The sequence below is a fragment of the Chitinophaga costaii genome (genome assembly GCF_900094705.1).
GTDB lineage: Bacteria > Bacteroidota > Bacteroidia > Chitinophagales > Chitinophagaceae > Chitinophaga > Chitinophaga costaii.
Genome location: NZ_FMAR01000013.1, coordinates 69,204 through 82,385 on the forward strand (window position 1 = coordinate 69,204; position 13,182 = coordinate 82,385).

Consider the following 13,182-nt stretch of genomic DNA (forward strand, 5'->3'; position numbering starts at 1 on the left):
ATTTTTCCTTGATTTTTAAAATATAATCAAGTAACTTTACAAAGTAAATTTATAAACTTACTTAATCAAATGTCCTCCAAAGCAGAAGACCTGGCCCTGGCCACCGAGATCCGCATTGCGGTGTCGCGCATGCACCGGCAGTTCCGCAAGCAGATCACCCGTTTTGCGGTGTCTATGCCGGAACAATCCGTGATGGCTATCCTGGACCGTCGTGGTAAGATGCTGCCTTCCGAACTGGCGGGCATAGAAAAGGTATCGGCCCAGTCGATGTCGCAAACGCTGAACCACTTGCATGCGCTGGATTTTATTCATAAAAAATCCGATCCGGATGATAAGCGGAAGGTGGTGGTGTCGCTCAGTAAAAAGGGCAAAGACACCTTGGCCCAAATGCGCCATGTGCGGTCGGAATGGCTCAGCAACGTGATGGCAGGGCTTTCTGCCGAAGAAAAGAAACTATTACAGCAAAGCGCCGCTTTGTTGCAGCAGTTGGCCAATTGTGAATAGCGGTTTTTGTGCAGACGCTGGTGCTACGCAACGATCGCCCGCCTGAAATGGGTGAAAAGATGAAAGCCACCAGCATACGCATTTACCTTTATAACGATTTCCGAAACCATGAATCCTGCGCTACTTTTTCGCTCTTTGCGCGCCCGGAATTTCAGATTATACTTCACCGGACAATTTATTTCCCTCATCGGCACCTGGATGCAACGTGTGGCCATAGCCTGGCTGGTGTACCGCCTTACCAACAGTGAATTAATGCTGGGTATCGTTAGCTTTGCCAGTCTTATTCCTTCCCTTATTCTTTCGCCCTACGCTGGTGCACTGGCAGACCGGCATAACCGTTACAATATTCTTTTCATCAGCCAGGTGGCGTCTATGTTACAATCTGGCGCTATGGCCGCTATGGTATTGTGTGGCTGGTACAGCATGACGGGCATTATTATACTTAGCATTGCCCAGGGTGTAATTAATTCTTTTGATACTACTTCCCGCCAGTCTTTAATGGTATCGCTCATTGACCATAAAGAAGACTTGCCCAATGCCATTGCACTCAACTCTTCGATGGTAAACCTGGCCCGCCTGCTGGGTCCTGTGGTGGCCGGGGTGCTGCTCACGGCCTGGGGAGAGGGCGTGTGTTTTTTCGTAGACTTCCTGAGCTTTGTGGCGGTACTGATATCGCTGCTCATGATGCGCCTGCAATTACCGCCCCGCAAAGCTTCCAAAGGCAGTGTATGGGAAGGGCTGCGGTTGGGTTATCAATACCTGAATGAAGCACGCGACATCAAAGCGAGCATTTTATTACTCGCGGTGATCAGTATGTGTGTAACACCTTACAATACATTGATGCCGGTATTCGCCAAAGCTACCTTCCATGGCGGCAAGGCGGTATATAGTTCCCTGCAAACTTTTGTAGGTGCAGGCGCACTCATCATGGCGATCTATATGGCATCGCTAAAACCCGGGCGCGATGTACTGCGCATTGAGAACATCATGAGCGCAGTATTTGCCTGTGCAGTGCTGCTTTTTGCTTTCTGCCACTGGCTGCCGCTGGGCCTTGTGCTGATGATCTTTTCCGGCGCTGGCATGATGGGAACCATTTCCTGTACCAACACTTACGTACAGACGCACGTGGCGGAAAATATGCGCAGCCGCGTAATCAGTTATTATGTAATGGCTTTCCAAGGCACCATTCCCATCGGTGCGTTGTTAGTTGGTTGGTCGGCGGAGTATTTTGGAACGGCCATTACTTTGGGCATACAAGGCGCCATAGGTCTTACCGCCGCTGCCCTTTTTGCTTTACATGTCAAAAAATTAAAAGCAATGCCCGCTGCCACTGCGGCCTCCATCCGGGCCTGAACGAACGGCTATTATCCTTGTTTCCGGACACGGCTGCTTATTACTTAATGCAATTCTATTACTATCTTTAGCGTTTACATACAACCCCCCTTTTGCCGCCCGTGAAAGGCCTATCCGCGAACGCCCGTAAGCTGCCGCTTAAAACTATGTAAATGACGGATTTAGTATTTCTGAAAGCACTAAGAGACAAACTGAAAGGAGGGAACAGCCGGTCCATACACCTGAACGCACTGCCGGGAAAATTTGCCACCCGCCTGGACCTGGCCGATCTGAATGTTGTAAAACCCCACCTGGCCGACGCTTTTTTACAGCAGTTGTTTACCAATGCCAAATTTGAATTTCCAATAGATTTTCATGAGGATCCGGCCCATATCCGGCCGGCAGATGAACAGAAAAAACTTAATATCCTGGCCCGCCGCCTCAATGCCATTTGTATTGAGAACGATGATAACTTCAAAGAACACGGCATCCGCACCTTCGGATTTGGTTATCCTATCCTCGTGAAACGTACCCGGCAAGATCCGGATAAGGTGATCAAGGCCCCCCTGTTTATCTGGCCGCTGGAAATTTTAAAAGCCCACGATAAGGTGAATAGTTGGTCCATACTGCGCAACAAAACCCTTAACGAAAACAATCGCATTGTAGACGAGGAAATACATTCTGTATCTATTAATGAAGTGCTGCTTTCTTTCCTGCGCACCGATGAAAATATTGTGTTGCCACAGATCAATGAAGAACTGTTGGAAGACGCGGTGATAGACCAAGAGGAACTACTGTCACTGCTGCTCGGCGTACTAAAAGCCTTTCACGCGACAGATACCGTGAGCCAGGCTGTGCTGGCCGCCAAGCTGGCATCGCCGGTGGCGCTGATCCCAGATGCCGGCGAACTGGAAGCCAGCACCGGGGCTCAACCCTGGATTCAGTTCAGCGGCGTGTTTGGCCTGTTCCGTACCCAAAAGGAAAGCATCATTTCCGACATGGACAAACTGATCGACCACCACGACCTGTTTGGCAAACCGCCGGTTATACAGGTTACGCAGCCACTATCGCCCTACGCCATCGTAGACACAGATCCCAGCCAGCAGGAAATTCTGCATACCCTGCTAGATGCGCCCCACAAAATTATTCAAGGCCCTCCCGGTACCGGTAAAAGCCAGTCGCTCACAGCGCTGATCACCAATGCGCTCTCCAATGGGATGAAGTGCCTCGTAGTATGCGAAAAGAAAACGGCCATGGATGTGATCAAAAGCAACCTGGAAAGAACAGGGGAGGCGCTGGGCGCCCTGTCTGTTGTTGTGGAAGACATTATTAAAGACCGCGACAAGATCATTAACGCCGTGCGCGACCGCATTGCACAACAACATACAAATGGCCATGTGTCGAACGAGCATCCTTACCTGCAATCGAAGGCCGATATAGATAACACGATTAAAGAAATCAATACCCAGCATAGCGCCTTGTATGCGCCGCTGTACAATGGGAAGAACTGGACCACCCTGGTGGGCGAGTTCCTGACGATGAAGGCGCATACAGACTTAACGCCCCTAAAAGAAAAGTTGGATCACCGCAAATTTAAGTTTGAAGACGACCCGCAGGAACTGCATACTTTCCAGCAGCACCTGCAGGAAGCGCAGCGACTGTACGCGGAGGTAAATAGCCTGGAACACCCATTGGATTTATTACACAGTCGCTTGTTTACCGGCGAAAATCCACGCCTGGTACAGCAGGAATTAGAACTCTTCCTGCAAAAATATTTACTGGAAACCAATACCCTGAGCGATTCGTTGAAAGCCTTGAAAGCCGCGTATGAACAGGCTATGCAGGATTACTATACTACGCTTACCACGAATACCCAATCGCTGTACAACAAGCTTTCGGAAGAAGTTGTGCAATACGGGCAAGCATTAACGCAGCACTACACCGCCTACTACAACGCCGTGAAAACCGCTGCCGGCAACTATCTCCATGATGCAGACAACGCCTATCGCACGTATGGCGACTTGTTTTATAAGAACAGCGGGTTCGCTAGATTCCTGCTTAAATTCGGAAGCATTTTTTCCGGGAAATATAAACGGATGATCGCTGCGCGGGCGGAATTGCTTGCACAATACAGCCGTGTGCAGCAAGCCCACCAGCAGTTCGATTATTTTCCCCATGCTTATTTGCCATTGGACGTGATGCCCTCCCTACAGGTATTGCCGAATGATATCCGTAGCCTGGATGAGGAACTTGAACAGTGGAGTACCGGTATAGATGGCCTGAAAGATGGTTGGGTAGCTAATTATAGCCCTTCGCATTATCACCCGGTGTATTCGCCTCATGCTTTGCAGCAATGTTGGAAAGCGTATGTATCATTGCGTTCCCGCATCGCTATTGATCCTGTGCTGCAATCCCGTTATGGTGTGCAGGCTACCCATGCACAGGAATTGCTTACACTTTTGAAAGGATTGTTGGCAGATACCGGTGCGGCGGACAGCTTAATCGCCCATTACATAGACCACTGTACCAGTGCGTATCTGCATGGCACATTCAAGAACAGCCAGCCGCAGGTATTGCAATTAGAAAATGCTACTAGTGCTTTCTGGAACATGTTTCAACAGTCGCAGCTCTTCCAGCGCAATGTAGTGCCACCGGAACCTGTGACGCTGCCGGTAAGGATGTCCACCATCAGCCGTCTGTGGCTGGAAATGGACGTGGTGTGCCAGCAGTTGCCTAACTTTCGTACTTACTTTGCCTGGCGCCGCTTCTTTGAGCCGCTGCCTGCTATAGCGCAGGAAGTTATTTGTACCCTGGCGGTAAGTGGCTACCCAAATTGGGCGGAAGGTTTTTCGGCATGGTATTATAACTGGCTACTCTCTCACCTTGAAAATCTTTCCCTGCCCACCAACGACGCCGCTATTCAGCGACTGCGTTATTTGCAGGAAGGCCTTAAGCAACTACAACAAGAGCAACTTTTAGTCCAATGGCAGCAACGCCAAACGGAGGCCGTACAAGAGTTCACCAACCGGGGAATGAGTGTGGCGGGTCTTTATAACAAACGTGGCAACAAAGGCCAGCGACGCAACTCCCTGCGTAAAATAGTAGCCAGCGACGTAGCCCTTTTTACAAATTTCTTTCCCGTACTCATGGTAAGCCCCAGCGTGTGCAGTTCCATCCTGCCACTGGAGGAAGGCTTGTTCGATATTGTAATTTTCGATGAAGCCTCGCAATTGCGGCTGGAGGATACTTTTCCCTCACTGGTGCGTGGCCGCATCAAAATTATTTCCGGGGATAGCCAGCAAATGCCGCCCACGGCGTATTTCCAGGGAGGCAACGCTTTGCTGTATCCTGTGGAGGAGGAAGAAGAAGACGTAATGCCAGCATTGCCCCATACCGCCCAAAGCCTGGACCTGGCAGAAAGCGAATCGTTGCTGATGTATGCGGAAAACAGTCATTATAAACCCTCTTACCTGAAAGTACACTACCGATCACAACATCCTTACCTGATCGATTTTTCTAATCATGCCTTTTACGGTAAGCGCCTCATCCCTATGCCGGCACGTACGCCCTATAAGCCGCTACGTTATTTCGAAGTAGCTGGCGTGTATGATGAGCAGATGAACATAGCCGAGGCCAGGCAGGTGGTACAAATGCTACTTACCGAAATAGCGCCATTGGCCGATGGCCGTTTTCCTTCTGTGGGTATCGCCACTTTCAATATTTATCAGCGTAATCTCATCCTGGAGGAGATCATCAAGGCCCGCCAGGAAAGCCCGGCCTACGATCAACGCATCCGCGACCTGGGTCCAGACTTGTTTGTGAAAAACCTGGAAAACATACAAGGTGATGAGCGGGACATTCTCATTATTTCTACCACCTATGGGCCCCGCAAGGATGGCGTGTTTCGCCAGTCTTTTGGCCCTATACAACAGCAGAATGGGTATAAATTGCTAAACGTAATCATCACCCGCGCAAGGCAGGCGGTGTATGTAGTAAGCTCAATACCAGAGCGGGTAATACAGCAATACCCCTTGCTACTACAGCAAATGAAGAATAATGGCCGCGCGGTATTCTACGCCTACCTGGCCTACGCCAAAGCCGTGGAAACCGGCGATGAAAATACCCGCCAGCTTATTCTTGGCCTGCTGGCGGAGAATTGCGAAAATGTTTTTCAGCAGGGCAATAACCAACTACAGGAATCTTCTGCTGTATTTACCAAAGAAGTAGTGCGCCGCCTTAAAGAACGCATTTCACCAGCGCGCATTATCCAACATTATACGGTGGGTGGCTTTCGCATAGACATTACTATTCTTACCGCAGACGGTAAGCCTTTCATTGCCATTGAGTGCGATGGCAGTAAACATTCCCAGCGGCAGGAAGCCTACGCCTGGGACTTGTTCCGCCAGCAACAACTGGAGCAGCAGGGGCTTAGATTTCACCGTATCTGGTCTGCCAATTGGTGGTACGATCCGGCCTCAGCCCTGGAGCAACTGATCAACTATATTCAAACTGCGGAACAGCCCGTTAATACCATAATTTGATTGTTTTTATTAATACATAAATGCTTTACTGATAATGGCTGACGTGTTAATAAGCTCCGCCTATTTTTAATGCCCTGAATTATAGGTAATCCCAGTGTAATTGCTTAATTTAAGGTTACTTAATTCCACCACGTTATGGCTATTTCTATGCTTTCCACGGACAGCCAGCATGCTGATTTTCAGCAACTCACTTCCCTGATGGACAAAGAATTGAGCAGACGCTACCCCACTTTGCAGGGCAAATACAATACGCATAATCAAATCCCCGCAGGCACACCCGTATGGATTGCATACGACGATACGATGGCGGTGGCTTGTGGATGTTTTGTGCCCATGGATCTTGGAGTGGCGGAGATCAAAAGATTGTTTGTAATACCGGGCTACCGGGGCCTTGGCATTGTAGCCCAACTGCTGGATGTGATAGAATTGAAAGTATTAAATGCCGGATTTAATAGTGTAGTACTGGAAACAGGTGTAAAACAAATTGAAGGCATTAAAATGCTGCATGAACGCGGTTACCAGACGATTGAAAATTATGGTCCCTATGCAGGATGTGAGAACAGCGTGTGCTTAGGCAAGGAACTACAGGTGGAAACAATGAAAGCTTATAAATAGCTTATAAATAAGGTCTGCTTTATCGCAAATAACAAGGCACGCATGCTCATAAGCTGCGTGCCTCGTTGTAAGTAGTAAATTATTACAGTAATTCCTGCAGCTGTGAAACGATCTGTTTCTCCGCATCTAGTGCAGACACTTGTTGTTTCTCGAACTTGCGGCCAGTGATTTTTTCGAATAGCTCTATATAACGTTCACTTACACTGTGCACAAATTCGTCGGACATTTCCGGAACGGTTTGGCCTTCTTTGCCCTGGAAACCATTTTCCATCAGCCATTCGCGCACGAACTCCTTACTTAACTGCTTCTGTGGTTTGCCAGCCGCTTGGTTGGCCTCAAAGCCATCGGCGTAGAAGTAGCGGGAAGAATCGGGGGTATGAATTTCATCGATCACATAAATGGTGTCGCCCACTTTGCCGAATTCATATTTAGTGTCCACCAGGATCAGTCCTTGTTTGGCCGCTAATTCTTTGCCCCGGTTAAACAGCGCCAGGGTAAGCTTTTCCAGTTGCGCATATTCCTTTTCGCTCACCAGTCCGGTGGCAATGATCTGCTCACGGGAAATGTCTTCGTCGTGGCCTTCGTGTGCCTTGGTGGTAGGGGTGATGATAGGCGTGGGGAAGAAGTCGTTTTCTTTCAACCCTTCTGGCAAAGCTACGCCGCACAATTCACGTAAGCCGCTTTTGTACGTTCTCCAGGCATGGCCGGTAAGATTTCCGCGAACCACCATTTCCACAGGATAAGTTTCACATTTCAGGCCAATGGTGACATTCGGCAGCGGAACGCTTTTCACCCAGTTGGGCGCAATATCTTTCGTGGCATCCAGCATAATGGCCGCCACCTGGTTCAGCACCTGCCCTTTGTAGGGAATAGGCCGGGGCAGCACCACATCGAATGCGGAAATGCGGTCGCTTACTACCATCACCATCAATTTATCTTCGATGGTGTACACATCCCGCACCTTGCCTTTGTAAAAAGCGGTTTGCTTTGGAAAATGAAAATTAGACTCCAGCATTACTTATGATTAATTATGTTAATGTGTTGTAGATGATGAAGCAAAAGTAGGAAATAAATAAACAAATTGGGTTACACAAGGTGTAATGAATAGGGGTAAGTGCATGTAAAAATGATGTTGCCAGACAGCCTGCACACGTATTCAGCAGCGAATTACCGAACCCATATTATTTTCTGCATACTGTTTCACCAGGTTAATGATATATTCATTTTCTGGGTAGGGCGTCAGCAGATCCCGCAGGGCGGCGGGATCGCTAATACCTGCATCTATCGGCACATATCCCATACCATAAAAGCGGCCACTTTCCATGAGGATGGCGCTTTGTTCTGTTACATTGCGGCCACTGCCCAGGATAATAAAGGATGGTTGGGCGGCCCGGAGGCTTTGAATGGCTTTCAATACGCGATGATTATAGGTGAGGGCTGCTTCTTTTTTTTCGCAGGCCCCAAGGCAGGTTTCATCTTCCAGACCAGTGCAGGGGTCATGGTCGGTTTGCAAAAAACAAAGCTTGGGGCAAAGGTGAAATTCGCGGATGAGGCGGCGCAGCCACTGCTGGCCTTGCGCCAGCAAATCAAAAGATAGCAAGGGTTGCGTGTACTTGCGTTTTTTTTCGATGGCCAGGCGCAGGTAGCCCTGCTGGTCTTCGAAGGTGTAAAAACCATATCGCAATTCCGCCCTTTTCTGGGATTGGTTGTAAACAGGCCACAGCCGCTTAATCTCTACCGATTCTAGGATGCAGGCCATGAGCTCTGTGCCCGTGGTTTCATAACTCACGGAGTAAATATTACGCAAAAATTCCTGGCGTTTCTGGCTGCTGTTATTACCTGTAAAGTGGCTGTTCACCCGCTTTTTCAGGTCTTTGGCCTTGCCTACATATAACACCTTTCCCTTCTGGTCGTGGAAATAGTACACCCCCGGACGGCCGGGTAATTCGGTTACATATTCCGGGGCCAGGTTAGGTGGCAGGAAGTGTTCTTTACTGCCGCGTTTAAGCATGGCTGGAATATGTTGTTGGTTGTCGCTGGCCAGCAGGCGCTCAAAAAGGCGTACGGTGGCTTCCGCATCGCCAGCGGCGCGGTGGCGGTCGTGAAGGCTTATATTCAGCGAGCGGCACAGTTTACCTAGGCTATAGGAGGGCAACCCGGGAATTACTTTGCGGCTCATGCGTACGGTGCAAAGTTTTTTGCTATGCAAGTCGTACCCGCATCCCTGGAGATGATGATGTATAAAAGAATAATCGAAGTTTACATTGTGGGCAATAAAGATATTATTACGCAGCAGCTCATACACACGGGGAGCTACCTCTTCAAAGAAAGGCGCATCTTCCACCATTTCATTGGTAATGCCGGTAAGCGATTGTATGTAATAGGGAATAGGTTTGCCGGGATTTACCAATGTTTCATACCGCTCAATCACCTGGTGCCCGTCGTGAACGAAAATGGCTATTTCGGTAATGCCATTGGCCCTGGCATGACCGCCGGTGGTTTCTATATCTACAATTGCATACATGACATAAAGCTAACAAATTTAGCAATTATACCATAAATTTTAGTTAAAACCGGGTTTAATATTTATTCCAGTCTTATCTGTATACATATTCGCCCGGGATTTGGTAGATAGATCTGCATGCGGAGCTTTGGGCGGTGTTAAATTTATAAGTAAACCGTTGAGTAGGATGTTGTAATGCTAATAATACTTACATTTAAAACATTCATTCCAAAATAAAATTTTTATGGCCAAGTACAAATGGGCACTCGATCCCCTGCACAGTGAACTTCAATTTAAGGTAAAACACCTTGCTATTACCAGCATTACCGGTAGTTTTCATCACTATACCACGGAGGTGGAGACAGAGGAGGAAGATTTTAAAAATGCCTCCGTGCATTTCACTGCCCAAGTAGATTCTATCAGCACCAACAACGCGCAGCGCGATGAGCACCTGCGCAGCCCTGACTTTTTCGACGTTAATAAATTCCCGGAAATTAATTTCACCGCTACCAAAGTGGAATCTGTGGATAATGATGGTTCTTACGAACTGTATGGAGATCTAACCATTCACGGCGTTACCAAACCGGTGAAACTGGATGTTGAATTTGGCGGCGTTATCAAAGATCTTTATGGCCAAACCAAAGCAGGATTTACCATTCACGGTAAGATAAACCGTAAGGACTATGGCCTCACTTACAACGCTCTCACAGAAGCCGGTGGACTGGTGATCAGCGATGAGGTGAAACTGGCAGCAGAGGTACAACTGGTAAAACAACCGGCATAGGTGGAACAAAATAACCTGGGTATAATAAAAAGGGTCGCCAGCAATATTGCCGGCGACCCTTTTAAATAGTTTACATACTTACCCTTATTTATGCGTTTTAACATTCTTCAGGTAATCTTTAATCGCTTCTGCACTATCCAAGTGTGCCTTTAATGTAGGCAGGGTGTTAGTGGCAAAGGCTTTGATATCTGCATCTTCTAAATTCTTGGAGGCCTTGTCAAAATCATCGATGGCAGACTTGTGGCCATCAATCATATGATCTATGAAAGCCTTATCCCAGTCTAATCCTTTCTTATCATTCAATTTTTCCATAGCGCTTTGGTGTTCGGGGCTGAAGGCCGTAGGCAGGGTAATACCTTTACGATCTGCGATGGCTTTCAATTCATCACCAGCTTTGGTATGATCGGTTATCAACAGGTTGCCAAAGTCTTTTACGCGCTGCTGGGATGCTTTATCCTGGGCTAATTTACCCATGGCTACTTCTGTAAAACCAATATCAGCGGCCTTTACGGAAAAGTCTGCACTTTCTTTGTCAACTGGTTTGGTTTCCTTATTAGTTGAATCGGCTACGGCTTTGCTGTCAGTTACTTCTGTGCCGGTGCTATCTTTGGTGGTGGTGCTGTGTCCATCCCCGCAGGAACTTAAGGCCCAGGCGGATGACAGGATGAGCGCGAATAAACTAATTCTTTTCATAATTATGGTTTTTTAGTGAAATGATTTTTAGCATACAGTCATTTATAGGCTGTGTTATCACTACAGACCAAAAACGATACCATATGAGCTTATGGGCACATTTGCAGCCCAGATGACCAGGCTAAGGGTTAAATTGTTGATTGCCAGCAATACATATGTAGATGCTTTTCCCCGGAAGGGGTAGTAGTGAGATTCTATGATCAAAATGAACAAAGTGGTATGGTGGTTTAATTTTTCTTTTAAAACATTCTTCTTAAACCCATAATAATCATCTCTTCATAAATCCAATGTATACCATTGCAGCGTACATTTTCCTGGTTGCTGTTCCGGTCTTTTAGTGGCAACTACCTGTCATAAACTTTATTAAAGCTATCCCTAAAAGCTGTTAAAACAATGTCATTAATAGGCGGTATACTGAACATTGGTTTAACCGATCAGGAAACAGACGAAGCGTCCGCAGAGCGGATCAGGGTAGTTAATGCCATCAGTGCGCTTACGGCGGTACTTGTAATAGTCTATGGCATTGTATTTTACACGATTTCGGGTGCGCTGGGCATCCTCCTGCCTGCTATTTGCATGGGGGTAGGTTTTTGTGCCGTGTTGTATGCTAATTATCTGCATCATTACCGATGGGCTAAAGTAGGGTTACAATGCATCTTTGCCACGGTTATCCTGTACTATGGCATTTTCCTGGGCCGGTTGGCCAATGCCCAATTGCTGGCCGTTTTTATGATTAGTTTGTCATTGCTCATCTTCACCCGCCAGGAAAAAATAATACGGGCTGTATGTGTCATGCTACCACTCTTGGGGCTGGTAGTAGTAGAGCTCAATGATTTATTTCACTGGTATGCGCCGCTGCGCCTCACCGATATGCAGCAGTATATTTTCCGGTGGCTGATCATGGCGGTGGTGCTGACACTGAATTTTCTGGTGATTTACTTTTACCAGCGCCACTTTACGCGTTTACTCACTGCCATAAAATTGCAAACAGCCACCTTGTCTTACACGGTAGAGCAACGAACGGCCGAATTGCAGCAAACCGTAATCCAGTTGGATAAATCTAACGTATCAAAAACAATTTTTCTCCAGGAAACCAGTCATGAGATCCGCAATGCGCTGCATGCCATATCGGGTATTACGCAGTTGCTGCGCCACGAGCAGCAATTACGGCCGGCTGGCGGAGAAGCATACCAGCTAATTGAAAATTTGTCTTCTATTAGTAACGCTTTATCGGAAATTATTAATAATGTGTTGGAGCTGTCACGCATAGAGGCCGGGCATACCAGTGATTTGCATGAAGTGTGTTTTTCGCTGCACGAATGGCTGCATAGTATTATAAATATTTACCAATATACCACCCGGCTAAAAAAAATAACCCTGTTATTGAGCATAGCCCCCACGGTACCTCCTTATATTATTATAGATCGTATACGTCTCCGGCAAGTGGTGAACAATCTCCTTACCAATGCTATTAAATATACTGCTACTTACAAAAACATTACCCTGTTATGTTTTATAAATGAAGGCCGGCTCTGCCTGCAGGTAAAAGATGAAGGCATCGGCATCCCACGCGAAAAACTGGAGGCTATTTTCAACCCCTTTGAGCAGGCGCATACGCCCGTATATGGTAGTTCTGGCCTGGGCCTCACTATTGCAATGCGCATGAGTAAAATGTTAGGTGGTCACATCCAAATAAATAGCCAGTTGGGGGAGGGAACCACTATCACCGTAAGCCTGCCCCTGAAAGAAGGCACCGCTGCTATGGTGGAAGAGGCCAGTACCGATATGCTTTTCCAACCCGTGTTGCAGGATGCACGCATCTTGCTCATGGAAGACGATCCGCTGAACCAGGTCATTATGCAGCGCATGTTACAACAGATGGGTGTTAGCGACATTGTATTGGTAGATAATGGGGAAGAGGGTCTTTCACTGGCCCAGACCATGTTGCCCGATCTTATTATCATGGATATGCAAATGCCCCAATTATCTGGCTGGAAAGTAATATACCAAATCCGTCAAGACCCTTTCCTGAAGCACATTCCGGTACTGGCCACTTCTGCCAATGCTTTCAAGGAACAAAAAGATGAGGCGCTGGCCGCCGGCATCGACGAATACCTCACCAAGCCTATTGCCTACGATGTGCTGTACAAGTTGCTTAAAAAGCATTTGTTACAAACCGCATTTTTTTAGCGCCTGCGGCTCTTGGGGAT

The 13,182-nt window shown here is 47.5% G+C and carries 9 protein-coding genes; 6 read left to right on the forward strand and 3 right to left on the reverse strand.

Going from position 1 to position 13,182, the window contains the following annotated elements; genetic code table 11:
• The first annotated feature begins 69 nt into the window (after positions 1–69).
• The 4 genes from GA0116948_RS16210 (at position 70) to GA0116948_RS16225 (ending at position 6,992) form a co-directional block, all read left to right on the forward strand.
• Positions 70–504 (forward strand): MarR family winged helix-turn-helix transcriptional regulator, encoded by a 435-nt coding sequence (locus GA0116948_RS16210; protein WP_089714109.1) that lies wholly within the window; start codon positions 70–72, stop codon positions 502–504.
• A gap of 108 nt (positions 505–612) precedes the next feature.
• Positions 613–1,857, forward strand: coding sequence for an MFS transporter (locus tag GA0116948_RS16215; RefSeq protein WP_089714111.1), 1,245 nt, complete (start codon positions 613–615; stop codon positions 1,855–1,857).
• A 152-nt stretch (positions 1,858–2,009) separates the two neighbouring features.
• Positions 2,010–6,377 (forward strand): AAA domain-containing protein, encoded by a 4,368-nt coding sequence (locus GA0116948_RS16220; RefSeq protein ID WP_089714113.1) that lies wholly within the window; start codon positions 2,010–2,012, stop codon positions 6,375–6,377.
• Positions 6,378–6,512: 135 nt separating this feature from the next.
• A complete protein-coding gene (locus GA0116948_RS16225) occupies positions 6,513–6,992 on the forward strand; it encodes a GNAT family N-acetyltransferase (RefSeq protein ID WP_089714115.1) in 480 nt (159 codons plus the stop codon).
• Between the two features lie 82 nt (positions 6,993–7,074).
• On the opposite strand, the gene GA0116948_RS16230 is transcribed toward GA0116948_RS16225, so the two are convergent.
• Together GA0116948_RS16230 and GA0116948_RS16235 are read right to left on the reverse strand one after the other, a co-directional pair.
• Positions 7,075–8,007 carry a phosphoribosylaminoimidazolesuccinocarboxamide synthase gene (locus GA0116948_RS16230; RefSeq protein ID WP_089714116.1) on the reverse strand — a complete coding sequence of 311 codons (933 nt, stop codon included), beginning with the start codon at positions 8,005–8,007 and terminating at the stop codon, positions 7,075–7,077.
• 141 nt (positions 8,008–8,148) lie between these two features.
• Positions 8,149–9,516 (reverse strand): exonuclease domain-containing protein, encoded by a 1,368-nt coding sequence (locus GA0116948_RS16235; protein ID WP_089714118.1) that lies wholly within the window; start codon positions 9,514–9,516, stop codon positions 8,149–8,151.
• A gap of 223 nt (positions 9,517–9,739) precedes the next feature.
• Between GA0116948_RS16235 and GA0116948_RS16240 the strand changes: the two genes are divergently transcribed.
• Entirely contained in the window at positions 9,740–10,279 is a 540-nt protein-coding gene (locus tag GA0116948_RS16240; RefSeq protein ID WP_089714120.1) for a YceI family protein, read from the forward strand.
• A gap of 84 nt (positions 10,280–10,363) precedes the next feature.
• Here the strand turns inward: GA0116948_RS16240 and GA0116948_RS16245 are convergent, their stop codons facing one another.
• Positions 10,364–10,972: a DUF4142 domain-containing protein gene (locus GA0116948_RS16245; protein ID WP_089714122.1), complete on the reverse strand. Its 609-nt coding sequence runs from the start codon at positions 10,970–10,972 to the stop codon at positions 10,364–10,366.
• A gap of 393 nt (positions 10,973–11,365) precedes the next feature.
• Between GA0116948_RS16245 and GA0116948_RS16250 the strand changes: the two genes are divergently transcribed.
• Positions 11,366–13,162, forward strand: coding sequence for an ATP-binding protein (locus GA0116948_RS16250; protein WP_089714124.1), 1,797 nt, complete (start codon positions 11,366–11,368; stop codon positions 13,160–13,162).
• The last annotated feature ends 20 nt before the right edge of the window (positions 13,163–13,182 follow it).

What these genes read in the sequence shown, in the direction of transcription:
- GA0116948_RS16210 (WP_089714109.1), top strand. Translation starts at nt 70, where the DNA reads ATGTCCTCCAAAGCAGAAGACCTGGCCCTGGCCACCGAGATCCGCATT.
- GA0116948_RS16215 (WP_089714111.1), top strand. Translation starts at nt 613, where the DNA reads ATGAATCCTGCGCTACTTTTTCGCTCTTTGCGCGCCCGGAATTTCAGA.
- GA0116948_RS16220 (WP_089714113.1), top strand. Translation starts at nt 2,010, where the DNA reads ATGACGGATTTAGTATTTCTGAAAGCACTAAGAGACAAACTGAAAGGA.
- GA0116948_RS16225 (WP_089714115.1), top strand. Translation starts at nt 6,513, where the DNA reads ATGGCTATTTCTATGCTTTCCACGGACAGCCAGCATGCTGATTTTCAG.
- GA0116948_RS16230 (WP_089714116.1), bottom strand. Translation starts at nt 8,007, where the DNA reads ATGCTGGAGTCTAATTTTCATTTTCCAAAGCAAACCGCTTTTTACAAA.
- GA0116948_RS16235 (WP_089714118.1), bottom strand. Translation starts at nt 9,516, where the DNA reads ATGTATGCAATTGTAGATATAGAAACCACCGGCGGTCATGCCAGGGCC.
- GA0116948_RS16240 (WP_089714120.1), top strand. Translation starts at nt 9,740, where the DNA reads ATGGCCAAGTACAAATGGGCACTCGATCCCCTGCACAGTGAACTTCAA.
- GA0116948_RS16245 (WP_089714122.1), bottom strand. Translation starts at nt 10,972, where the DNA reads ATGAAAAGAATTAGTTTATTCGCGCTCATCCTGTCATCCGCCTGGGCC.
- GA0116948_RS16250 (WP_089714124.1), top strand. Translation starts at nt 11,366, where the DNA reads ATGTCATTAATAGGCGGTATACTGAACATTGGTTTAACCGATCAGGAA.